Source organism: Campylobacter sp. IFREMER_LSEM_CL2256 (assembly GCF_025771645.1).
Taxonomy (GTDB): domain Bacteria; phylum Campylobacterota; class Campylobacteria; order Campylobacterales; family Campylobacteraceae; genus Campylobacter_D.
The window spans coordinates 1-23705 of sequence record NZ_JAKMQQ010000006.1 but is presented as its reverse complement, the minus strand read 5'-3'; the positions used below and the strand labels follow the sequence as shown (position 1 = coordinate 23705).

Annotated in this window: 20 protein-coding genes; 10 read left to right on the top strand and 10 right to left on the bottom strand. The window is 29.4% G+C overall.

What is annotated here, in order from left to right; genetic code table 11:
- Positions 1 to 13: 13 nt before the first annotated feature.
- From L8U00_RS03950 to gap, 5 genes are all read right to left on the bottom strand, one after another.
- Positions 14 to 559: an ATP-binding protein gene (locus tag L8U00_RS03950; RefSeq protein ID WP_263708581.1), complete on the bottom strand. Its 546-nt coding sequence runs from the start codon at positions 557 to 559 to the stop codon at positions 14 to 16.
- A 127-nt stretch (positions 560 to 686) separates the two neighbouring features.
- Positions 687 to 2321 (bottom strand): hydrogenase small subunit, encoded by a 1635-nt coding sequence (locus L8U00_RS03945; RefSeq protein ID WP_263708580.1) that lies wholly within the window; start codon positions 2319 to 2321, stop codon positions 687 to 689.
- 3 nt (positions 2322 to 2324) lie between these two features.
- A complete protein-coding gene (locus L8U00_RS03940) occupies positions 2325 to 3005 on the bottom strand; it encodes a triose-phosphate isomerase (RefSeq protein ID WP_263708579.1) in 681 nt (226 codons plus the stop codon).
- On the bottom strand, positions 3002 to 4204 hold the full coding sequence (locus L8U00_RS03935; protein WP_263663838.1) for a phosphoglycerate kinase: 1203 nt from the start codon (positions 4202 to 4204) through the stop codon (positions 3002 to 3004). Before L8U00_RS03935 ends, L8U00_RS03940 begins: the two co-directional genes overlap by 4 nt.
- 1 nt (position 4205) lies before the next feature.
- Positions 4206 to 5201: a type I glyceraldehyde-3-phosphate dehydrogenase gene (gap, locus tag L8U00_RS03930; protein WP_039628046.1), complete on the bottom strand. Its 996-nt coding sequence runs from the start codon at positions 5199 to 5201 to the stop codon at positions 4206 to 4208.
- Between the two features lie 59 nt (positions 5202 to 5260).
- On the opposite strand from gap, the gene nadD reads away from it, so the two are divergent.
- The 3 genes from nadD to L8U00_RS03915 are packed head-to-tail and all read left to right on the top strand — an operon-like array spanning position 5261 to position 8126.
- Positions 5261 to 5806: a nicotinate (nicotinamide) nucleotide adenylyltransferase gene (gene nadD / locus L8U00_RS03925; protein WP_263674810.1), complete on the top strand. Its 546-nt coding sequence runs from the start codon at positions 5261 to 5263 to the stop codon at positions 5804 to 5806.
- A gap of 13 nt (positions 5807 to 5819) precedes the next feature.
- Positions 5820 to 6149 (top strand): ribosome silencing factor, encoded by a 330-nt coding sequence (gene rsfS, locus L8U00_RS03920; RefSeq protein ID WP_012661160.1) that lies wholly within the window; start codon positions 5820 to 5822, stop codon positions 6147 to 6149.
- A gap of 9 nt (positions 6150 to 6158) precedes the next feature.
- Positions 6159 to 8126 (top strand): tetratricopeptide repeat protein, encoded by a 1968-nt coding sequence (locus L8U00_RS03915; protein ID WP_263708578.1) that lies wholly within the window; start codon positions 6159 to 6161, stop codon positions 8124 to 8126.
- Between the two features lie 52 nt (positions 8127 to 8178).
- Here the strand turns inward: L8U00_RS03915 and L8U00_RS03910 are convergent, their stop codons facing one another.
- The 5 genes from L8U00_RS03910 to L8U00_RS03890 form a co-directional block, all read right to left on the bottom strand.
- Complete coding sequence (locus L8U00_RS03910) at positions 8179 to 9531, bottom strand: hypothetical protein (protein ID WP_263708577.1); 1353 nt, start codon at positions 9529 to 9531, stop codon at positions 8179 to 8181.
- A 196-nt stretch (positions 9532 to 9727) separates the two neighbouring features.
- Positions 9728 to 10102: an HIT family protein gene (locus L8U00_RS03905; protein ID WP_263708576.1), complete on the bottom strand. Its 375-nt coding sequence runs from the start codon at positions 10100 to 10102 to the stop codon at positions 9728 to 9730.
- A gap of 43 nt (positions 10103 to 10145) precedes the next feature.
- Entirely contained in the window at positions 10146 to 11537 is a 1392-nt protein-coding gene (fumC, locus tag L8U00_RS03900; protein WP_263663843.1) for a class II fumarate hydratase, read from the bottom strand.
- A 128-nt stretch (positions 11538 to 11665) separates the two neighbouring features.
- Positions 11666 to 13465: a glutamine--fructose-6-phosphate transaminase (isomerizing) gene (glmS, locus tag L8U00_RS03895; RefSeq protein ID WP_263702465.1), complete on the bottom strand. Its 1800-nt coding sequence runs from the start codon at positions 13463 to 13465 to the stop codon at positions 11666 to 11668.
- A gap of 3 nt (positions 13466 to 13468) precedes the next feature.
- Positions 13469 to 15823 carry a nucleotidyltransferase gene (locus L8U00_RS03890; RefSeq protein WP_263708641.1) on the bottom strand — a complete coding sequence of 785 codons (2355 nt, stop codon included), beginning with the start codon at positions 15821 to 15823 and terminating at the stop codon, positions 13469 to 13471.
- 115 nt (positions 15824 to 15938) lie between these two features.
- Between L8U00_RS03890 and mqnE the strand changes: the two genes are divergently transcribed.
- From mqnE to L8U00_RS03855, 7 genes are all read left to right on the top strand, one after another.
- Entirely contained in the window at positions 15939 to 17003 is a 1065-nt protein-coding gene (gene mqnE / locus L8U00_RS03885; protein ID WP_263708575.1) for an aminofutalosine synthase MqnE, read from the top strand.
- Between the two features lie 8 nt (positions 17004 to 17011).
- Entirely contained in the window at positions 17012 to 18328 is a 1317-nt protein-coding gene (locus L8U00_RS03880; protein ID WP_263708574.1) for an NCS2 family permease, read from the top strand.
- 9 nt (positions 18329 to 18337) lie between these two features.
- Positions 18338 to 18778 carry a phosphoribosyltransferase gene (locus L8U00_RS03875; RefSeq protein ID WP_263708573.1) on the top strand — a complete coding sequence of 147 codons (441 nt, stop codon included), beginning with the start codon at positions 18338 to 18340 and terminating at the stop codon, positions 18776 to 18778.
- A 63-nt stretch (positions 18779 to 18841) separates the two neighbouring features.
- A complete protein-coding gene (locus L8U00_RS03870; protein ID WP_263708572.1) occupies positions 18842 to 21241 on the top strand; it encodes a molybdopterin-dependent oxidoreductase in 2400 nt (799 codons plus the stop codon).
- A 2-nt stretch (positions 21242 to 21243) separates the two neighbouring features.
- The gene (locus L8U00_RS03865; protein ID WP_263708571.1) at positions 21244 to 21777 is read left to right on the top strand and encodes a hypothetical protein; all 534 of its coding nucleotides are present in this window, start codon (positions 21244 to 21246) and stop codon (positions 21775 to 21777) included.
- A 6-nt stretch (positions 21778 to 21783) separates the two neighbouring features.
- Entirely contained in the window at positions 21784 to 22941 is a 1158-nt protein-coding gene (locus L8U00_RS03860) for a hypothetical protein (RefSeq protein WP_263708570.1), read from the top strand.
- Positions 22938 to 23678 carry a Tfp pilus assembly protein FimT/FimU gene (locus tag L8U00_RS03855; protein ID WP_263706653.1) on the top strand — a complete coding sequence of 247 codons (741 nt, stop codon included), beginning with the start codon at positions 22938 to 22940 and terminating at the stop codon, positions 23676 to 23678. The genes L8U00_RS03860 and L8U00_RS03855 overlap by 4 nt, the downstream gene beginning before the upstream one ends.
- Positions 23679 to 23705 lie beyond the last annotated feature (27 nt).

Genomic DNA, 23705 nt, shown 5'->3' with positions numbered 1-23705 from the left:
TTATTTCCTTTTTTTAAGCATAAAATCCAAATTCTTTATTGTCTTCTTCTTTTTGTTCTTTTTGTTTGTTGTATTGTTCCCAAATTTCTTCTAGTAATTTAGTGCTATCTTGGAAAATTTGCTTTTTAATATCTTCAAGATCAGTTTTATTCATTTCTTTGTTTAAACTCTTATCCATGGTATTAAATAACTCATGTAAAGTAGCCTTTTTATGTTCTTCATTTTTTGGTTCAGGTAAGGCATCGCCAATTTTCATTGCAGTGGTAATGAGCTCTTTTGGTTTTAAAGTTCCAACTCTTGAGTTTTTCATAAATTCATCAATTTGAGGTTGTACTTTGGCTACTGCTTCTTTTATTTCTTCAATTTCTTCTTGTGAAAGTTTAGTTCCACTATATGAAAATGAAAAACCAAATTGATTTCTTAAACTCAAAGATGCTGAATTTTCATCTTTATCTAATTTTGCTTCTTTTTTATCATACATAGAAAAAGAAAGATGATTGCCATTTTTTGTTTTAATATCCATAGAAAAATTTTGAGAATTGTAGCTAGAAATTTGCATAGCTTTTCCTTTCAAGTAAAGATAAGGTTATATCGTCAAAATAACCAAATCTTGAATAAATTTGCAAAGTTTTCGCACTTTGCAAATTTCAAATATTTAGGGAGATAAATATTTTAGCATTAAGTCTTTAAATGCTCGTTAAATCCCAAAATAATTTTAATAATTTTTCGTTTTTTGCACATATTAAAATTTGCTCTTTGTTATGTGTCTTTTTGCATGCTTTTAGAGCTTGTTTTAAATGTTCTTTTAAAGAAAAAATCAATCCAAAAGCAATACCTTCTTTATCTAAGCCGCCTAGAATATAAATTAAAGGCATGCGCATTGATTTAGAAACATCAAGTTTTGCTTGTTCATTAATTGTGATTTTAAAATCAAATTTGCTAGGATGTTTAAACTTATAAGCTAAAGCAAGATCTAAAAACTCATTTAAATGGTTTAATTTTTTTCCACTAATAAATGGATATATAAAATAAAATAAATCTAAGATATTATTACTAATTTTGCTTTCATCATCGTAATTTTCTTGTATAAAATCATAATATGTTTTAAATTGCTCTTGATAATTTTGCACTAAAGTCATAGCCATTTTGGTTTTTGCGAAATTATTTAAAAAAACTTTAGGATTGGCTTCAAAACTAAAATCTAAAAAATTAATCTTTGTATCATTTTGATAAAAAATCCCACTAGTGTCACTTTCTAAATCTAGTAAAATATTATTTGAATTAAGCTCATTGATGGAACTATTATGGACTATTTTATCATCTAATATAATAGAAAAATCATTATAAGCAAATTCATTACTCATAGGTTTTTCATAAAAACCAAAATCATCCCAAAAATTTTCTTCACTACAAGCAATGCATCCATGTCCTGCAGCTACCGGCCAAGAGGTTTTGGAGTTAAATTTAACCTTAGGACAATTATTATAAGCATAAGGTCCTTTGCAACCTACTTTAAAAAGACAATAACCTTGTTTTATATTTTCATCATCAAAACTTTGAGCAAAATTTCCTGCTTCAAATTTAGCTTTTCTTTCGCATAAATCATGTAAGCATTTACCATAAAAGGCTAAAGGTCTATTTTGCTCATCTAAGGCCATATCTTGCTCAAATAATATGTAAAAACAAAGTGCTGCGATGATATTTACATCACTTGGGGGACAACCTGGTATATTGATTACTTTTTCTTCTAAGACTTTAGAAATTCCTATGCTTTTGGTAGGATTTGGATGTGCAGCTTGAATTCCTCCATAGCTTGAGCAAGTTCCCATAGCAAAGATTGTTTTGGCATTTTTAGCACATTTTTGTAAAATTTCATATCCATTTTCACCATGTGCTCCTATGGTTAGATAAAAAGGATCTATAGCACAAACTCCACCTTCAACAGCTAAAAGAAAATCTTTTTTTTCTAAAACTTCCTCTAAATGTGATTCTGCTTGATGTCCGCTAGCACTCATAAAGGTTTCATGATACTCTAAGGAAATAAAATCAAAAATTAAATCCAAAAAATCTGGCAATGAAGTTCTAAGTAAGCTCTCGCTACACCCTGTGCATTCACTTAAATGAAGCCATATGAGACTAGGTGGGGTGTGAAGTTGAAAATATCTATGCGCCAAAGGGCTAAATTCATTTGGTAAGCCTAAAATTTTAATGATAGAATTTACAGCCTCTAATGAGATATTTTTTTCTTCTTTGCGAGAGTTTTCTAATAGAGTGATTTTATGCTCTAATATGCTTTTTAATTCTTCATTACCCAAAGACATTTTTTAACCTTTAGCTATTTGTATCATATTTAAAAAATCATTTGCATTTAATGCAGCTGAACCTATCAATACTCCATCGCAATTTTTTAAAGCGCAAATTTCTTTAATATTGCTTTGATTAACACTTCCGCCATATAAAAGCTTAGCATTAGTAAATTCTCTTAAGAAATTAAGTATAGTGTTGATATCATCAAGATTAGCACTAACTCCTGTGCCTATAGAATAAATAGGCTCATAAGCTATGATAAGTTTTTTATAAGATAAATCAATATTTTCAATTTGTTTTTTTAAAAAATCCAAGCTTTTGTTGGCATTTTTAGTTTCTAAGCTTTCGCCTATGCAATAAATGATATTAAAATCAAGATTTTTTGCAAAGTCAAATTTAGCCTTTAAAAAGCTTTCATCTTCCTTTAAAGCTCTTCTTTCAGAATGGCCTATTAAAACGCTTTTGATATTAAATTCTTCTAAGTGAATTTTACCTATTTCTCCAGTATATGCTCCATTTTCGCAAGGGTAGAAATTTTGCGCGCCTTGTTGAAATGAAAAATTGTCTTTTAAGAAAGCTATGCTAGGAGGGAAGATGAAAACTTCATCTTCTTTGTTTAAATTTTGATTTAATTCTTGAGCGTAAAGTTCAAAGCTTGATCTTGTATGATTACACTTTAAATTTGCTGCAAAAATCATTCATTATCCTTTATAGTCAAAGGTTTTACACCAGGAAGTTCTTTTCCTTCTATAAGCTCTAATGATGCTCCACCACCGGTTGAAATGAAAGTCATCTCATCAGCATCACCTGCTCTTGCTACGACATCAGCAGTATCGCCACCACCTATTACAGTTGTTGCATGAGATTCGCTAATATAATGACTCATTTTAATGCTACCTTTTGAGAATTTATCGATTTCAAAAACCCCCATAGGTCCATTCCACCATATAGTTTGAGCATCAGAAAGTGCTTCTTTAAACAACCTTACACTAGCAGGACCTATATCAAGCCCCATCCAACCCGCAGGAATTTCTTGCACAGGAGTGTATTTCATCACCGCTTCTTGAGAGCAAGTTTGTGCTGCTGTAACATCCACAGGAAGATAAATTTTCACCCCTAGATTTTTACCTTTGAGCAAGATTTTATTTGCTTCTTCAATTAAATCTTCTTCTAAGAGAGAATTTCCTATATCATAACCTTGAGCTTTTAAGAAAGTAAAGGCCATACCACCACCTATGATGAGCTTATCTACTTTTGGAAGTAAGTTAGTTAAAGCTTGCAATTTCCCACTTACTTTAGAACCACCTACTACTGCCACAAAAGGTCGTGCAGGGTGTTTGATGAGATTGCTTGCAAATTCGATTTCTTTTTGGAGTAAAAATCCTGCACCCTTATTTGCATTATCAAAGTATTTTGTAATAGCTTCAACGCTAGCATGAGCTCTATGGCAAACCCCAAAAGCATCATTAATATAAACATCAGCCATAGAAGCAAGTTCTTTGGCTAAGTTTTCATCATTCTTGGTTTCACCCTTTTCAAAGCGTAAATTTTCTAAAAGCAAAATTTCACTTGATTTTAATTCGCTAGCTTTTTTCTTTGCATCTTCACCTATAACATCTTTAGCCATAATGACTTCTTTAGACATTAAACGCGCAAGTCTTTTTGCAACTGGCTCTAAAGAGTATTTTGAAGCTATTTCTTTTGGACGCCCTAAATGTGAAGCTAAAATAACTGCACAGCCATTGTCTAAACAATATCTTATAGTAGGGATAGCCGAGCGAATACGACGATCATCAGTGATATTTAAAAACTCATCTTGAGGAACATTAAAATCACATCTAATAAATACTTTTTTCTTTGCAAGATCAATATCTTTAATCGATAAAATACTACTCATCTTAAGCCTTTGCTACAAATACTGCCATATCTACTAAACGAGAAGAATATCCCCATTCATTATCATACCAAGCAACCACTTTAACAAAATCATCACAAATAACTTGAGTTAAATCACTTGCTACAATCGCACCATAAGAGCAAGTTATAAAATCACTTGAAACTCTTTCTTCATCATCAACCAATAATATACCTTTTAAATTGCTAGCAGCTGCTTTTCTAAAGGCTTCATTGATTTCTTCTTTACTTACTTTTTTCTTTAAAGTTGCAGTTAAATCCACAGTTGATACATCAGCTACAGGTACACGCATGCTTTGACCGTGTAATTTTCCATCAAGTTCAGGCATAACAAGCTTCATAGCTTTTGCTGCACCAGTTGAGGTAGGAATGATATTTTGCGCAGCAGCGCGTGATCTTCTTTTATCTCTTGCTTTTGCATCAATAATGCTTTGTCCGTTTGTGTAGGCATGTATAGTAGTCATTAAGCCTTTTTCTATGCCAAAATTATCTTGTAAAACTCTACAAATTGGACCTAAGCAGTTAGTAGTACAACTTGCATTTGAGATGATGTTTTCGCCTTTATATTCGTGAGCATTTACCCCTAAAACATAAGTTGGAGTTTTATCTTTTGCAGGTGCACTCATGATAACTTTTTGCACCCCATGATCTAAAAATCCTTGACATTTTTCCATAGTTAAGTGTGCGCCAGTACACTCTAAAACAATTTGTGCACCATATTTTGCAAAGTCTAAATCCGCTACATTTCTGCTTTTTAAAACTTTTATTTTTTTATTATCAATTATTAAATCATCACCATCATTTTCAACACTACCATCGTATACCCCATGAACGGTGTCATATTTAAAAAGATATTTAGTAAGCTCTATATCAGTAGTATCATTAATCGCTACAAGTTCGATATCATCGCGCTTCATAATAATTCTTGCAACACATCTTCCAATGCGTCCAAAACCATTTATTGCAACTTTTACAGCCATTTTCATTTCCTTTTTATGATTAAGTAGGTAAAATTCTACTAAAAAAAGGTTAAATTTTAATGAAAATCGCACTTTTTGGTGGCAGTTTTGATCCACCCCATTTAGGGCATAATGCTATAGTCTTTAATGCACTAGCAAATTTAGAGCTTGATAAACTCATTATTATGCCAACTTTTATTAGCCCCTTTAAGCAAGAATTTACAGCAAATGAGCAAAGACGCTTAAAATGGTGTGAAATGATTTGGGGAGGTTTGGAAAAAGTTGAAATTTGTGATTTTGAAATAAAAAAACAAAGGCCTGTGCCTAGTATAGAAAGTGTTGATTTTTTGTATAAGCAATATGAAATTTCTAAATTTTATCTTATTTTGGGAGCTGATCATTTACAAAGTCTTGAAAAATGGCATGAATTTGAAAGATTGCAAAATTTGGTAGAATTTGTTGTAGCTAAAAGAGATGGTATTTTTATACCAAAACATTTTAAAACTTTAGATACTAAAGTAAATATCTCTTCTTCTTTTATAAGAGAAACCTTGCAAACATCGCAAGTTTGTGAGCAAATCAAAGAAGAAGTTAAGCTTTATTATTCTAAATTTAAAAATATTTAACAAAAGGAAAATAATGCAAGAAAGAATTAATAATATAGTACAGATTTTAGATGATAAAAAAGCAGATTTAATAGAAACTTTTGATATGCAAGATAAAGATTATTTTGTTAAATTTGTAGTGATTGCTACTACTATGGGGGAAAGACATGCGCTTTCTTTGATTGATGATTTAAAAACCAATCTTAAAAGCAAGGGTGAAGAGTTTTTAAATATAGAAAGTAGTGAAGAATGGACTGTACTTGATTTAGGTGATATTTTAATTCATTTAATGAGTGAAACTTATAGAGCAAAATATAATATAGAAGAATTTTTAAAAAGTCTAAATAAAGAAAATCAAAACTAGGATTAATATTTGGATAATCTAATCACTGAATTATCAGATTTAGCTAAAGAATATTTTGAAAATTCAGAATTTGAAAAATGCGATGAGGTTTTAAGTGAACTTATAGCTTTTTGCAAAGGCGAGGTTACGCTTGCTCAAGATGGTAAAATGATTTTTATAGATGATGAAGATAAACATCGTTTGCTTTTAGAAGCTTACCATAATAGAGCGCTTTGTAGATTTAATTGTTTGAAATTTCAAGAAGCACTTAAAGATGCAACCATAGCTGTAGAATTTGATCCTAGTAATGTATTTTTATTTAATCTTTTGGGTCTATGTAATTTTAAATTAGATTTATTACAAGAAGCACTTTTGGCTTTTAATAAAACTATAGCGCTAGATAATGCATATTATTTAGCATATTTTAATAGGGCTAGAGTTTATATACTTTTAGATGAGTACACAAAAGCTTTAAAAGATTTGCAAACTTGTATTGATTTGGCTCCAGAATATTATATGGCTTATTATACTAGAGCTATTACTTTGCTTAGTGTTGATCCAAAACAGGCTTTGATTGATTTTAAAAAGTCTCAAGATTTAGGTTTTGAATCCTCGCAGATTTTTTATTATCAAGGTGTAGCTTGTGAGAATTTGGAAGATTATCAAAAAGCTATAGAATTTTTTACTAAGATGATTAAGCAAGATGAGAGTTTTGCTGATGCGTATTATAAAAGGGCTAATAATAAACGTAAAGCTGATGATTTAGAAGGAGCTTTGCAAGATTGTTTAAAATCTATTGAATTAGACAATGAAAACGCAATGGCATATTTGATTTTGGGGCATATTTATAAAGATCTAGAAAAGATAGAATTATCAATAGATGCTTTTAAAAAATCAATCGAATTAGATGAAAATTTGCAATATCCATGTTTTGCATTGGCTAGGGTTTTGTATGATTTAAAAGATTATGAACAAGCTTTGAAATATTATGATAAAACAATTGAGCTTTATGAAGAATACGCTCAAGCATATATTAATAGAGGCAATACTAAAATTAACCTAAAAATGATTGAAGAGGCTATAGAGGATTTTGATTTAGCAGCTAAATATTATCAAGAAAGAGCAAGAAAGCATGATTTTACTCCATCAGAATTGGCAGAACTTGAACAAGCAGTTCCTTATGGTTTTTATCATTTGGGTAATAGTTTATATGAAATAGACAAATATGATGAAGCTTTGATAAGTTATGAAAAAGCTTTGAAATATCAAAAAGAATATCCCGATGTGTTTTTTAATAGGGCTTATTTAAAATCTGATCTTGAAAAATATGAGGAAGCTTTAGAAGATAGCGAATTAGCTGTTAAATATTATAAAAAGCAAAATAATACCCAAGATTATGTTAATTCTCTTTCTCAAAGAGCTTGGATTAAAAGTAGACTTGAAAGATTTCAAGAAGCTATGGATGAATACAATGAGCTTATAAAAACATATAAAGATTATATTGATTTAAAAGATGTATTACTTGAAAGAGCATATTGTGCAAAAGAGCTTGAATCTTATGAGGAATTAATAGCTTATTGTAATGCAGCACACAAGGTGGATAAAAATAATTTTAAACTTTATTTTTGGCGAGGAATTGCTAAATATAATTTAAGCTTAGAAGAAGAAGCTATAGAAGATTTAAACAAGGCTTTAAAAATTGATAAAAACCATAATGGAGCAAAGTATTATAAGGCAGAGTGTTTAAGAAATTTAGGTGATTTTCATGATGCATTGCAATGTTATGAAGATTGCTTAAAGATAACAAAAGAAAATACTGATGCTTTGGTGGGAAAAATTCAGTGTTTAGAAGAGCTAAAAGAATACGAGCAAGCTTTAGAGTGCACTAAAGAATTATTAAAACTTGATGAAGAAAATGAATTTGCATTAAAAAATCAAAATATTTTAATGCAAAAATTAAAACAGCAAAATAAAAAATGGTGGCAAATTTGGAATTAGGCTTTGTGTGATTTATTATTTGTGCAGATTTGAAAATTTGCATAAATAAAGTCTATTTGGTATTTTTAATGAAAATATGAGTTTTGAAAAAAGTTATTTGACCTTTTATATTAATGTTAAACTCCAAAGGGATAAAAATCAAAGATGAGTTATTGTTAAGTTTGTAGCTTAATTGTGAATTTTTCTGATAATTTTTTAAGATTTTGTCAAAATTTTCAAGCTTTAAAAGTTCTTTTTCCTGAAGTAAAAAATATAAGGTATTATCATCAATCTTCATAAAATATTTAAAGTCGCTTGAATTAGCAACAAAATCAAATAATACTTCATCGTAATTTTCTTTTAATTTAGAGTATTTTGGATGAAATTTTTTGGACATATTGTGAAATTCTATCTTTTGTGGTTTTAAATGAGTTAAATTATAAGTTTTTAAAAAATCATCAAAACTATAATTGTTGTTATAATTTTTATTAAGATTATGTAAGGTGTTTTTGACGCTTTTAATTTGATTATAATATTGCCTGCTTTGAATATAGTCAAGATTTAAAGAATGTATAGAGATTTCTAATTTTTGCAATTGATATTTTTGTGAAGAAAAGCTTATGTAATTTGCAAAAAATCCTAAAAATAGCGTCATAAGTGCAAGTAGATAAAAAGAAAATTTTAATGCTATTTTTTGTTTAAACACGCTTAGATAATTTGCAATCAAAAGCCATAAATTTAAAGCTAATACTGCTAAGCGTTCTGGCGTAAAGCCATATTGTGTAATTCTAATTATAATAGCATAAAATACGAAAATATTTAGTGATAGTGCCACAATAAAAAAGGCATAAAGTAATGATTTTTTGATTTTATAAAAAGATAAATTTATCCAAAGATTAATTAATAAAAAACTACCAAACCAAAGACATAAATGAACTATACTAAGATTTTCTAAAAGATTAAATAATGCTCCTAAACCATAGGTAAAAAGCATGATTATATATAAAATACTAAAAGTATTTAGTATAAAAACAAAAATTTTATGAAAATTGTATGAAGTAAAATTGCCAAGTAAAAATAAAGAAAAAATTCCAGCACTACAAAGCCATAATGATAAAACACAAGAATCTAACATGCTTGAAGAAATATCAAATAAAAAATCAAATGAACCATAAAATATAGCCAAAAATATACCAAAAATGAACCAAAAGCTTATACTAAAAGAAATGGCAGCTAAAAAATGATGAAAATAATTAAAATCATATAATTTTCTTGCACATACTAAAGCTATAAGAGCTGTTGTTAAGGAAATATACAAAGAATTATTAGTAAAAAATATTAAATAATTTTCTATACCATCTTTAAAAATAAAATTTAAAAATATATAAAAAATTAGCCCAAAAAATCCAACCCATAAATTTTTCACACTTTTATAATTTTGTATTAAATTGCTTTTTGATTCAGTGAATGTTTCACAAAAAATTATAAATAGGGTTAAAAGTAAAAAAATACTAGTTTGATATGAATTATAAAAAAATGCTACGAAAAACCAAAAACATAAATAAAAAATAACTCCAAGTGGATGATTCAATAAAGCTATATAGCTAGAATTAATAAATTTTTTAAACATGAATATTTTTTATTTTTTTAAGTAATACCGATACAAATCCATCAAAATCAGGTAAATTTAAATCCTTAATTTCTCTTTGCTGTTTTCCCCACATACATTCAGGAAAAAAACCATCTTCTTTAAAACGTGCCATAACATGAAAATGCACTCTTGGTACATAGTTTGCAAAGGAAGCTATGTTGATTTTTTCTGGGTTATAGTACTCTCTAAGGCTTAATTCACAAGCTAAAACATATTGAAAAAGCATATTTTGCAAAAAGGCTGGGCAATCACTTAATTCTCTGTAATTTTCTTTAGTAAAAATTTTCACCCAAGGAATTTGAGAATTTTCTTTTTCTATAAATAAATAATCATTTTCATAAATCATACTAACCCTTAAGAAAAGACTAGGATTATTCCTAGTCTTTTGATTATTTTTTTGGTCCTATCATTTTTGTAGGATCTACAAATTTGGCAAAGTCTTCTTCACTTACCAAGCCAAGCTCCATAGCACTTTCTTTTAAAGAAATACCTTTTTTGTGAGCATTTTTAGCTACTTTAGCTGCGTTTTCATAGCCAATGTGTGGGTTTAATGCAGTCACTAGCATTAAAGAATTATGTAAATTATGATCTATTTTTTCTTTATTTGGCTCTATGCCAACAGCACAGTGGATATTAAATGAATGCATAGCATCAGCTAATAAATCAAGGCTTTGTAAAAAATTATAAATAATCACAGGTTTAAAAACATTAAGTTCGAAATTTCCTTGACTTGCTGCAAAACCAATAGCTGCGTCATTTCCCATAACTTGCACTGCAACCATAGTCAAGGCTTCGCATTGAGTAGGATTAACCTTACCTGGCATGATAGAACTTCCTGGTTCGTTCTCAGGTATGTTTAACTCTCCAAGACCACATCTAGGGCCACTTGCTAGCCATCTAATATCATTTGCTATTTTCATTAAATTTGCAGCTAAGCCTTTCATAGCTCCATGGGTAAAATTAATAGCATCATGGCTTGTTAGTGCATGGAATTTATTTGGACTTGAAACAAATTTAGTGCCTAAAAGCTTGCTTAATTCCTCGCTTACTTTTTCACTAAGTTCTGGATGTGCATTTAATCCTGTGCCAACAGCTGTCCCACCTATTGCAAGCTCTCTTAATGTAGGCAAAGAAGCGATGATTTGCTCTTTTGAGTGAAGTAACATAGAAAGGTATCCACTAAATTCTTGAGCTAGGGTAAGTGGTGTAGCATCTTGAAGGTGAGTTCTTCCTATTTTAATAATCCCTTCAAATTCTTTTACTTTCTTTTCAAAAGTCGCAATAAGTTCATCTAAAGCAGGGATAAGTTTTTTTTCTACTTGTTCTACTGAAACTATGCTCATAGCAGTTGGAAAGGTATCGTTTGAGCTTTGGCTCATATTTACATGATCATTTGGATGAACAAGTTTTTCTTTTCTAAAATCACCACCCATAATTTCAGTAGCACGATTTGCTATAACTTCGTTCATATTCATATTACTTTGAGTGCCTGAACCTGTTTGCCATATTGCTAGTGGGAAATTATCGTCAAATTTTCCTGCTACAATTTCATCGCAAGCTTGCACAATAGCATTTTTTTTAGCATCATCTAATTTGCCAAGTTTGTTATTTACTAAAGCCAAAGATTTTTTAAGATTTGCAAAAGCATAAATTAAAACTTTTGGCATTTTTTCACAACCAATTTTAAAATTTTCAAAACTTCTTTCAGTTTGTGCACCCCAATATTTATCATTAGGAACTTTAATCTCTCCCATAGTATCGTGTTCGATTCTATATTCCATGGCTTTTCCTTGTAATAAAATAAGATATGATATTTAAACCAAATAAACCCTAAAGTTTGCTTATAATTTAAGAAGTATTTATAAAATTTTTTAAAAAAGTGTAGTTTTTTCAAAACTACACAAAATATTTATTCTACGGTAACACTTTTTGCTAAATTTCTTGGCATATCTACATCATTACCAAGTCTTATAGAAACTTCTAAGGCAAGAAGCTGTAAGATCACCATCATTTCAAAAAATTCACACATATAGTGTTCTTGTTTTGAAGTTCTTATAAAATCATCGCTTAAATCAAAATCAAGTGGAGAAATAGCAAGTAGGGTAGAATCCCTTGCAGCTAATTCTTCTACATTTGATTTGGTTTTTTCATAAAGGCAATTTTGCGGCATTAGTGCAACGGTAAAAAGCTCGCTATCTGCTAGAGCAATAGGCCCATGTTTCATTTCACCTGCTGGATATCCTTCAGCGTGTAAGTATGAAATTTCTTTTAATTTTAAAGCTCCTTCTAATGCTAGTGGATAAAATACATCTCTTCCTATAAAGAAAAAGCCATGGCCATGTAGGTATCTTTTTGAAATTCTGTGTACTTTTTCATGCAAGTTTTGTTCAACTTTAACTATACTTGGCAAGCTTCTTAGAGCTTTGATTTCTTTACCCATATCTAAATTTGCTTTTTGTGCAAGATAGATTGCAAGCATCCATAAAGTTGCTACTTGAGTGGCAAAAGCTTTAGTTGAAGCCACACCTTTTTCAATGCCCGCTCTAGTAAGTAATGATATATCAGCTAAACGCACGATATTAGAATTATCCACATTACATATTGCTAAAGTTTTAACTCCTTGTGCTTTTGCTATTTTTAAAGCTTCAAGTGTATCAGCCGTTTCACCGCTTTGAGAGATTACTATAAAAAGAGTATTTTTGCCTATAATGGCTTCTCTGTATCTAAATTCACTTGCTACTTCAACTTTAGTTTTAATCTTTGCAAGTCTTTCAAGCAAATAAGCCCCGCTTAATGCTGCATGATAGCTTGTGCCACAAGCACAAAGTGTGATTTCATCTATGTTTTGTAAAAGAGTTTCATCTATATCTTCAAAAACAATCTGCTCACCTTGTAAGCGTCCCATTAAAACTTCACCTAAAACTCTACTTTGCTCATAAATTTCTTTTTCCATAAAAAATCTATAACCATCTTTTTGAGCATAACTTTTATCTTGGCTTAAAGCCACAAAAGCAGGTTGTATGCAAGCTTGATCATGACAAATTTTACATTCGTTTAAATTCACATATCCATAATCTCCATCTTCAAGATAAGCTACTTTATCCACTAAAGAAACTAAAGGTGCATCACTTGATGCAAAATAATATTCATTTTCATCGCCATTTTTTCCGATGATGAGTGGCACAGCATTTTTAGCAAAATAAATTGTATTAGGATCTTTTTTACTTACAAGCAAGATTGCAAAAGCACCTTTTAATTCAGCTATAGTCTTTTTGAAAGCTTCAAATGGTTCTAAATTACTTGCATAGTATTCAAATAAATGTACAATAACTTCAGTGTCAGTTTGACTTAGAAAATTAATACCTTCTTGTGTGAGTTTTGTTTTTAATTCTTGGTAGTTTTCTATGATTCCATTATGTATTACGCAAGAGTATTGTCCTAAATGTGGATGAGCATTTATTTCAGTTGGTTTTCCATGAGTTGCCCAACGCGTATGACCTATAGCAAGCCCAAAGCCATCACTATTAAAATTAGCAGTTTTATTAGCTAAATTTTCTAATTTTCCAACCGCTTTAAAAAAGTCTAACTCTCCATCTTTCATTACTGCTATGCCAGCGCTATCATAACCTCTATACTCAAGCTCTTTTAAGCCTTCTAATATGATTTTTTTCTTTTCTTTGGTTCCTATATATCCTACTATTCCACACATCTTTTACTCGCTTATTAGTGATTTAAGAATTTGATCTTTATGATCTTGCAAACTTTCATTTTTATGCAAAATCAAAACATTTCGCGTTCTTTCTTTTATGGTTTGAATTTTTGCTGCGCTTAAGATAATATCATATCTTGCAAGCACATCCATCACATAAGCCATTAAACCTTTTTGATCTTTTGTGTTTAAGGTTATTTTGGCATAGCTTTTGGAATAATTCATATCTAATTTTAATTCATCTTTTTTAATGTTTGGTTTTTTTGCCTTTTTTTGTACTTTTAAATGTAATTTAGAATTTAGTAAATTTTCTAAACTTTGTTTTTGAGTATCGCTTACTATATCTGAATATTCAAATTTCAAATAAACTTTTTCATCAAATAATTCAAAGAAACTCATAAAGATTAAATTTAAAGAACTTAAAGTATTGAGTATATTTTCAAGATTGTTTTTTCTATTCATTATAAGCTCTAGGGTAAAATTATCTTGATTATCAAGCCAAAAAGTAAAATTTTCTTTTTGTGCAATTTGCGTTATTTTGATAATTTTTTCAAAACTATTTTTTATAAAAAATAGATTGGATTTAATATGAGTAATATTATTTTGAGTTTGTTTATCAAGATCTAAAAAAGCCTTACTTCTTTTTAGGGTTTGTTCTTTTTTTACTCTTCTTTGGCTCTCATCAATTAAATTCTCATCCTCAAAGCCTTCTAATGCATTTTGGAATAATCTTTCTAAACTTTTATAATAAAAATGATTTTCTATACCCAAAGCCTTAGCATTGCAAAAAGATAAAAGATGTAAGGTTTTTAAGGTATTTATATCATTTAATTTGGAAATAAAATTTAAAACAATAGTAGAATTATAAATATCTTCTTTTTCTATAATGTCTTTAAAAGCATTAAAATTTTTATATAATCTTAAGCCAAAATCTAAAAGCTCATTATCAACTTGGAATTTTCCTACATAAGCTCTGTAAATATTTGCTAAAGAAATTTCATTTTCTTCATGAATAGCACTTAAAAGTATGGTGAGTTTTATTATTAAAAGTGTATTTTCATCAAAGCTATAATCTTTTTCTTCAAAGTATTTTAAGCAAAGTAATGCTCTATCTAATGCACTATAAGCACCTTCTTCTTCAAGTAAGAATTTGCTTTGAGTAAGAGGTTTGCAAAAATCTTTTAAAATATTAGCATCAGCAAGAAGTTTTAAAAGAGCAAAAGAATGCTTTCTTTCTAAAATTTTCTTGAATAATTCTAAATTTTCATCTTTGTTTTCTGCTCTTTTTAATGCAAAAATGAGTTTGATATCAAAATTATAATCTTTATCATCTAATTTTAAAAGTTGATTTAATATCAAGTTTAGGTTTTCACTTTTGTTAGAATAAGTAAAAAAGCTATCTTGTGTTTCATAAAGTTCATTATCTTTATAGTGTTTTTCTTGGATGCACCTTGCTAAAAATTGTGTATAAATTCCACAAGTTTGCATACATTGCATAGCTTTTTGAATAAGTATGGATTTAAGATCTAAATTTTTCTTTTCTTTTTTTTGCATTAAGTTAGCAAGTTCTTGTGAATTTTGTATTAAAAATAAATTAGTGTTTTTACCTTCTAAAAGATTCATTGCACATTTAAGTGAAAATAAAAAATCACTTGCAAGTTTAAATTCGCTTAATTCTTTTTCGTTGATAAAATTAAGCATATAATTTTTAGGAGAATCTTTAAATAATATACTTAAATTTTCTATATCAAGCTGCTCATCTAAACCACCAAAATTTTTATTAATATCAAATTCTTGCTTGATTAAAGGTTGATGATAAGGGTTAAATTCTTGTAAGATTTTTAAAGCAAATTCTTCTTTTAATTCATCTTGAGCTTGAGAAATTTTTTCTTTGATTTGTTTGAATAAAATTTTAGATCCGCAAATATAACGATATTGTAAAATATTTTGTTTTAGTTCATTTTTAGCTATATTATAAAGTCCATTTATTTCACAAATTTGATAATTGATATTTAAATTAATATCATTTAATGAAGTAATAAATGCTTTCATTAAAGGCTTGATATTATAAGCTTTTATATCTTTATAAATAAGTAATAAATCAACATTTTCTTTTATACTTAAATTCATTTTAGCATATTGTTTAATAGCGATAATACAAAAAGGGAATTTATCATTATGTGGAAAATAATCATCAAAAAAATCATTCAAAACAAGCTCGTAAACATCTTCTATAAAACGATCAATTTCTTTAGAATGGTAAAAACTAAACGAGCCTTGTTTTAAAAAAAGTCTAGAGCAATAAGCTTCATAATCTTTTAAAGAATTTTTTAATTTTTGAATTTTTTGTATATCCATAACTTGATAATAATCCTTATTTAATTTTACTAGTATCATACCAAAAATACTTTGTATTAAATTTTAAGTAAGTTAAAATTATAATTGTAATTTAAATTTAAAAAATGGTAAGAATATGCAAACAATTATAGAAAAACTAGAAAATCAAGAAAGATTAAATGAAGAAGAAGCTAACAAGCTTTGGGATTTAGAGCTTTTTACTTTAGGCAAATACGCACAAAGAATTCGAACTAATTTGCATGGTAAAAAGGTTTATTTTAATATCAATCGCCATATTAATCCTACAAATATATGTGCAGATACTTGTAAATTTTGTGCTTTTTCAGCACACAGGAAAAATCCTAATCCTTATACTATGTCGCACGAAGAGATAATGAAAATAGTCGATGAAACAGTTTTAAGAGATACAAAAGAAATTCATATCGTTTCAGCACATAATAAAAACACTTCATGGCAGTGGTATTTGGAAATTTTTAAAATGATTAAAGAAAAATATCCATTTTTACATATTAAAGCCTTAACTGCTGCTGAGATTGATTTTTTAAGCAGGGCTTTTAATATGAGCTATGAAGAAGTGATAGAAAAAATGCTTGAATACGGCGTTGATTCTATGCCAGGTGGTGGGGCTGAAATTTTTGATGAGGAAGTTAGAAAAAAAATTTGTCATGGTAAAGTAAGTAGTGAAAATTGGTTAAAAATTCATAAACTTTGGCATGAAAAAGGCAGACAAAGTAACGCCACAATGCTTTTTGGGCATATAGAAAGTAGAGAAAATAGAATTAATCATATGATAAGATTGAGAAATCTTCAAGATCAAACCGGTGGTTTTAATGCTTTTATTCCTTTGGTTTGGCAACAAGATAATAGTTTTATTACAGGTAAAAAACCACTTGGCTCAGTAGAAATTTTAAAAACCTTAGCTATTGCGAGGATAGTGCTTGATAATATTAAAAACATTAAAGCTTATTGGGCAACCATGGGTATAAATTTAGCTATGGTAGCTCAAGATTTTGGTGCAAATGATTTAGATGGTACTATAGAAAAAGAAAGCATACAAAGTGCAGGTGGGGCAAAAAGTTCAAATGGCTTGAATTTAAAAACTTTTATAGAAATGATTCAAAGCTCAGGCTATATAGCAATAGAACGAGATAGTTTGTATAATGAATTAAAAACTTATTAAGGATAAAAATGGATTTTTTTAAACTTAAAGAACATAATAGTGATGTAAAAACTGAAATTTATGCAGGTATTGCTACTTTTTTAGCAATGATTTATATTATACCAGTTAATGCAAATATTATGAGTAATTCAGGTATGCCACTAGAAGCTTTAATTGTTGCAACTGCTTTAGTAACTATTATAGCTACTACTTTTAGCGCTTTTTTCTCTAATACTCCTGTGGCTATGAGTGTGGGTATGGGTCTAAATGCGTATTTTACTTTTAGCGTGTGTAATACCTATCAAATTCCTTGGCAAAGTGCTTTGGGAGCTGTGTTTTTATCGGGTATTGTTTTTACTTTATTATCTTTTACTAATTTTAGAATTTGGGTGATAAAAAGCATACCAAATGATTTAAGAAAAGCCATATCAGCAGGTATTGGAACCTTTATAGCCTTTATGGGACTTGTGCAAATGGGGATTATCACCAAAAGCGAAGCAACTTTAGTGGGTTTGGGCGATTTTTCAAGCACTAAAGTGCTTTTTGGATTGTTTGGTTTGTTTTTAGTTTTTGTTTTTTGGGCTTGGAGGATTAAAGCTGCGTTTATTTTAGCTGTTTTTGTAAGTGCTTTGTGTGCTTGGATTTTTGGTATCGATGGAGCTAAATTTCCTGAGCAACTTTTATCTTTACCAGTTATTAGTGGAGATAATGGTTTAAGTGCTATATTTGGTAAGCTTGATATTAAAGGAGCTTTAGAGCTTAGTATGATTCCTATAGTACTTACTTTTTTTGTTACTCAGCTTTTTGATAGTGTGGGCACAATCACAGGTGTAGGCTCAAGAGGAAAAATATTTGATGATCCAAAGCAAGATGAGAAAAAATTAGGTAAAACCTTAGGTGCTGATGCAGCAAGTTCGGCTATGGGAGCAGTTGTTGGAACTTCTACTGTAACTGCTTTTGTAGAAAGCTCAGCAGGGGTAGAAGCAGGAGGTAGGACAGGACTTACAGCTTTAGTTACTGCTATATGTTTTGTTTTTACCTTATTTTTACTGCCGGTATTTAAAGCCATTCCTGCAAATTCTATTTATCCTATTTTAGTGCTTGTTGGAGTTTTAATGTTTATGGAAGTTGCAAATATTAATTTTAAAGATAAAGCTATAGCAGTGAGTGCATTTTTTATTATCATTATGATGCCACTAACTTATTCTATTACTACAGGTTTTGCTTTTGGATTTATTGCATATTTATTTATGCGTATTATGCAAAAAGAATTTGATAAAATTAACCTTGGTATTATTGTATTAAGTGCGATTTCATTATTAGTATTTTTATTACAATTTTTATAGGAAGTGATTATGTATTATTATGCTTATGAAGAATTTCAAAAAGAAATTATTCCTTTTACGCGCAAAATTAAGGAAGAATTTAATCCTGATGTGTTACTTGCCATTGCAAGAGGTGGTATGACTTTGGGTCATTTTTTAGCAGAAGGTATGGGTAATAGAAACTTGTTTTCTTTAAATTCCATTCACTATGAAGATACCCAAAAGTTAGATACGATTAAAATTTTTAATATCCCTGATCTTAGTTCATACAAAAAAGTTCTTTTGGTAGATGATATTATAGATAGTGGTGAAACTATGATAGAAATCAAAAGAGTTTTAATGGACAAATATCCTCATTTAGAACTCAAAGTGGCAAGTGTTTTTTATAAACCTTCAGCATTATTAATCCCTGAGTTTTATATAAAAGAGGCTAAAGAGTGGATTGACTTTTTTTGGAGTATTAAAATTTAGCTTTAAATCAAATACAAATGCTATAATATATATTGACTTTATTTTGTTAAGAAAGGATGTCTTATGAGTTTAACAAGAAGAAAATTTCTAAAAGGACTTGCTGCTACTTCAGCGATTGCTTCGGTTAATCCTTTAATAGCCGCAAGTGAGGGAACTAAATTTTATGATACTAAAAAAATTCCTCACGCTACTCACTTTGGTGCTTTTTGGGCTGAAGTAAATTCAGAAGGAAAACTTGTAAAAGTTACACCACAACAATCTGACAAACATCCTTCTATTATCACTGATGCTATCATTGATAGAACTTATTCAGATACTAGGGTAAAATATCCTTGTGTTAGAAAAAGTTTCTTAGAAGGTAAAAAAAGACCTAAATTAAGAGGTAAAGAACCTTTTGTAAGAGTAAGCTGGGAAAAAGCTTTAGAGCTTGTATTGCAAAAATTAAAAGAAACTCCTATTGAAAATTTATTTAATGCAAGTTATGGTGCTTGGGGGCATGTAGGTTTATTGCACAATTGTAACTCAGTAGCAGGAAGATTTTTTAATACAGCTTTAGGTGGTCACATCGGCACTGATGGAGAGTATAGTAATGGAGCTGCTGGTAAGGTTAATGCTAGTATAGTAGGGGATTTAGAAGTTTATTCTTTACAAACTTCTCATGAGGTTATTTTAGAAAATACCCAAGTTTATGTTTTATGGGGAGCTGATCTTTATAAATGTAATCAAATTGACTTTAAAGTTGCAAATCGTGGTAATGATGAGTATTATAAAAAATACAGCAAATCAAATATCAAATTTATTAGTATTGATCCTCAATACACTCAAACAGCAGAGATTTTAAATGCTCAGTGGATTAAAATTCGTCCAAATACCGATGTAGCTTTAATGCTTGGTATGATGAATTATTTATATAAAAGTGGAAAATATGATAAAAAATTTATTGAAAAATACACTGATGGTTTTGACAAATTCTTACCTTATTTACTTGGAAAAACTGATGGTATTGATAAAACTCCAGCTTGGGCCGCAAATATTACCGGTGTTGAAGAAAAAGTTATTACCGCATTAAGCAGATCTTTTGTAAAAAATAGAACTTTCTTAGCAGGTAACTGGGCTATGCAAAGAGCACACCATGGTGAACAAGCTGATTGGACTTTAATGGTTTTAGCTTCAATGATAGGTCAAGTGGGTTTACCTGGTGGTGGATTTGGTTTTTCAATGCACTATTCAGGTGGCGGACAAGCATTTTCAGGTGTAAGATTACCAGTAGGTTTACCGCAAGGTAAAAATAATCTTGATACTAATATTCCTGCAAGTAGAATTTCAGAAGCAATATTAAATCCAGGCAAAACAGTTAAGTTTAAAGGTAAAGAGATTACCTATCCAAAAATCAAACTTATGTATGTAGTAGGTGCTTCTGTATTGGGTCATCATCCGGACACAAATGAGCTTATCAAAGCTTTAAGAACTCTTGATACGCTAATTGTACATGAGCCTTGGTGGACGCCTATGGCAAAAATGGCTGATATTGTATTGCCTTCAACTACAACTTTAGAAAGAGATGATATTAGTTTTGGTGGTTCTTATTCTCAAGATTATGTTTATGCTATGAAAAAAGTAATTGAGCCTTATTTTGAAAGTAGAAATGATTATGATATTTTTGAAGAATTAGCAAAAAGAATAGGTGAAAGAGAGCATAAAAAATTCACCGGAAATAAAACAAAAGAGCAGTGGCTTGAAGGTTTTTATGGCAGAAGTGATTGTCCTTATTATATGGAATTTGCTGATTTTTGGAAACAAGGATTTATTCATTTTGAAGCTCCAAAAGAAGCTTATAATTTCGTAAGACACTCTGAATTTAGAGCTGATCCTGTGGCAAATAAACTTGCAACAGAAAGTGGAAAAATTCAAATTTATTCACCAAAATTTGAAAAATATAATTTAGAAGATTTTAAAGCACATCCAACTTGGTTTGAACCAGCTGAGTGGTTAGGTAATGAAAAATTAGTTAAAAAATATCCTTTCCATTTGTTAAGCCCGCATCCAAGATATAGAGTGCATTCTCAGCTTGATAATACTTGGGTAAGAGATTTGTATAAAATTCAAGGTAGAGAGCCTGTGGTGATTAATACAAATGATGCTAAAAAACTTGGTATTACACACGGAGAAGTTGTAGAAGTATATAATGATCGTGGATCGCTTTTAGCAGGGGCTTTTGTAACAGATAATATCATGGAAGGGGTTATTAGTATCCAAGAGGGTGCTTGGTATGACCCTGAAGATGCAAGCGATAGTAAGCCAAGATGTAATGCAGGTCATGTAAATGTTTTAACAAGCTCAAGACCAACTTCAACTATGGCTCAAACAACTAGCGTTAATACTTGTCTAGTGGGTATTAAAAAGCTAAAAGAAGTTATAAAACCTTATAACTCAACTACACCACCAGAAATTATAGGAGCTTAATAATGAAGAAGATTATATTAGCATTGACTTTTTTAGCTAGTGCTTTATTTGCTAAAGATATGTTTATTTTTAATGAAAAAGTAGATCTTTTAGATAGTGCTAGTAAAAAAGTGGTAGGGCAAATTTATGAAGGCTCTAAAGTAGAGCTTATAAAAGAAGAGGGTGAATATTCTTTGATTAAAGTTAAAGGCGAGGTTGTGGAGACAAATCCAAAAAGCCTTGCTTATACTAAAGATGGAATTTATCTTTTACTTACTTTAAATGCTAAAAATGCAAGCAATGAAATGGAATTTTTAGTTAAAAGTAAAGATTTAACCGATCAAGAAATTCTTGCTTGGGATGAGATAGAATTAACTTATTATGATACTTGTACAAGTTGTCACGCAGCGCATAAACCAAAAGAACATTTAATGGAAGAATGGGATGCATACTTATCTGCTATGCAAGGTTTTGCAAAAATTACTGATGCAGAAAAAGATAGAATTTTAAGATTTTTACAATCTCATGCAAGTAATGGTCCTGTAAAACTTGACTAATCAAAAATGAAAAGGTATTTGTTAGCCGTTTTATTTTTTGATTTTTGTGCTTTATTGTATGGCATAAGCACTTTATCTATAAGTTACAATGAAGCACAAATTTATTTTTATGATCATAGCTTAATTGCTATGATTGCTAGATTTGGTACTACTCTTTTTGGTCAAAATGACTTTGGGCTAAGATTACCTTTTGTTTTATTACATTCTTTAAGCTGTATTTTATTATACATTTTAGCTTTAAAATACACCAAAACTTCTTTTGATGCCTTTGTTTCTATGGTGCTTTTTATATTACTCCCTGGTAGTGTAGCTAGTGCTTTACTTATTAATGAATCAAGTATTGTGATATTTTTTACACTTTTGATTTTAGTATTATTTGAATATAAGAAAATATTTTTATTTTATATTTTATTGGTTTTAGTTCTTTTTGTAGATGGAAATTTTGCAATTTTATACTTATCTTTTTTCTTTTTTGCTATTTATAAAAAAGATAAATTGCTTATTATATGTTCTTTGATTTTATTTGCTATCGCAATGAGTGTTTATGGGTTTGATGCAAGTGGAAAGCCTAAGGGGTATTTTTTGGATACTTTGGGTATTTTTGCAGCTTGTTTTTCGCCTTTGATTTTTCTTTATTTTTTTTATGTTGTTTATAGAATTCTTTTACAAGATGATAAGCCACTTTTATGGTTTATTAGTGCAAGTACTTTTGTTTTTTGTTTAATTTTTTCTATAAGACAAAGACTTTTTTTAGAAGATTTTTTACCTTTTTGTGTGGTTTGTACGCCTTTGTTGATTCGTTATTTAATGTCTTCTTATCGTTCAAGAATGCCACAATTGCGCCTAAAACATAAAATTTTTATAGAATGTTCTTTGGTATTTTTATTATTTTTTTATCTTGGTATTGTTTTTAATCAAAGTTTTTATTATTTATTAAAAGATCCCAAAAGACATTTTGCCTATGATTATCACATAGCTAAAGAATTAGCTCTAAATTTAAAACAACACAATCTCACACATATTGCTACACAAGATAAAGAACTAGCCTTAAGACTTAAATTTTATGGTATTTCTAAGGGTAAACTAGAGCTTCATTCTAGTAAAAAAGCTAGTAAAATCTATGTTAGTTTAGGTAAGCATAAAATATATTATTCTATAAAATGAAACAAGCTTTTACTTTAATAGAACTGGTTTTTGTTTGTATAATATTATCCTTATTATTTTCTATGGCTTATGTTTATTATAAACCTGATTATTTGCGTTTGGGAGCTGAGCAAGTTTTAAATGATATTAAATACACAAGACATTTAGCTTTAATGCAAAATGATTTTAGGGTTAAAGAATTTAACATTGCTAAACGAGAGTGGTTTAAGGCTAAATGGCAGCTGTATTTTATACGCTCAAAATCTGCCACTAATAATGAACAAACCTATACCATTTTTTTAGATAAAAACGGCGATGGCAATGCAAACATAGGTAAAAATATGATCAATAAAGACAGAGAAATAGCTGTTGATCTTATCAATCCAGATATATTAATGAACTCAGGTCAAAGTGGAGTGATAAATCAAAATGATTTCAAAGCAAATTTAAAATATAATATAGAAAAAACTTATGGTATATCTAAAGTTTTGTTTGAAGGTGCTTGTAAAGGAAGTACGCGTTTAGTTTTTGATGGTTATGGTCGTTTATATACACCTTTAAAAAATGCTACACGTGCTTATGATAAACTTGCTTCTTTTAATAATGATTGCATTATAAGATTATCTAATAATCAAAATGAGCATATATGCATTATTATAAATCCCATTAGTGGCTATGCTTATATCCCTAAATTTTCTTCAAATAAATCACAAAATATTATACTTAATAATAAAAACACCTACTGTCATGCCTTATAAGATATATTGATGTTATATCACCCTGCC

Excerpts from the sequence above, each read along its gene's own strand:
- L8U00_RS03950 (WP_263708581.1), bottom strand. The coding sequence starts at position 559 with ATGCAAATTTCTAGCTACAATTCTCAAAATTTTTCTATGGATATTAAA.
- L8U00_RS03945 (WP_263708580.1), bottom strand. The coding sequence starts at position 2,321 with ATGTCTTTGGGTAATGAAGAATTAAAAAGCATATTAGAGCATAAAATC.
- L8U00_RS03940 (WP_263708579.1), bottom strand. The coding sequence starts at position 3,005 with ATGATTTTTGCAGCAAATTTAAAGTGTAATCATACAAGATCAAGCTTT.
- L8U00_RS03935 (WP_263663838.1), bottom strand. The coding sequence starts at position 4,204 with ATGAGTAGTATTTTATCGATTAAAGATATTGATCTTGCAAAGAAAAAA.
- gap (WP_039628046.1), bottom strand. The coding sequence starts at position 5,201 with ATGGCTGTAAAAGTTGCAATAAATGGTTTTGGACGCATTGGAAGATGT.
- nadD (WP_263674810.1), top strand. The coding sequence starts at position 5,261 with ATGAAAATCGCACTTTTTGGTGGCAGTTTTGATCCACCCCATTTAGGG.
- rsfS (WP_012661160.1), top strand. The coding sequence starts at position 5,820 with ATGCAAGAAAGAATTAATAATATAGTACAGATTTTAGATGATAAAAAA.
- L8U00_RS03905 (WP_263708576.1), bottom strand. The coding sequence starts at position 10,102 with ATGATTTATGAAAATGATTATTTATTTATAGAAAAAGAAAATTCTCAA.
- fumC (WP_263663843.1), bottom strand. The coding sequence starts at position 11,537 with ATGGAATATAGAATCGAACACGATACTATGGGAGAGATTAAAGTTCCT.
- glmS (WP_263702465.1), bottom strand. The coding sequence starts at position 13,465 with ATGTGTGGAATAGTAGGATATATAGGAACCAAAGAAAAGAAAAAAATC.
- L8U00_RS03890 (WP_263708641.1), bottom strand. The coding sequence starts at position 15,823 with ATGGATATACAAAAAATTCAAAAATTAAAAAATTCTTTAAAAGATTAT.
- mqnE (WP_263708575.1), top strand. The coding sequence starts at position 15,939 with ATGCAAACAATTATAGAAAAACTAGAAAATCAAGAAAGATTAAATGAA.
- L8U00_RS03880 (WP_263708574.1), top strand. The coding sequence starts at position 17,012 with ATGGATTTTTTTAAACTTAAAGAACATAATAGTGATGTAAAAACTGAA.
- L8U00_RS03875 (WP_263708573.1), top strand. The coding sequence starts at position 18,338 with ATGTATTATTATGCTTATGAAGAATTTCAAAAAGAAATTATTCCTTTT.
- L8U00_RS03870 (WP_263708572.1), top strand. The coding sequence starts at position 18,842 with ATGAGTTTAACAAGAAGAAAATTTCTAAAAGGACTTGCTGCTACTTCA.
- L8U00_RS03865 (WP_263708571.1), top strand. The coding sequence starts at position 21,244 with ATGAAGAAGATTATATTAGCATTGACTTTTTTAGCTAGTGCTTTATTT.
- L8U00_RS03860 (WP_263708570.1), top strand. The coding sequence starts at position 21,784 with ATGAAAAGGTATTTGTTAGCCGTTTTATTTTTTGATTTTTGTGCTTTA.
- L8U00_RS03855 (WP_263706653.1), top strand. The coding sequence starts at position 22,938 with ATGAAACAAGCTTTTACTTTAATAGAACTGGTTTTTGTTTGTATAATA.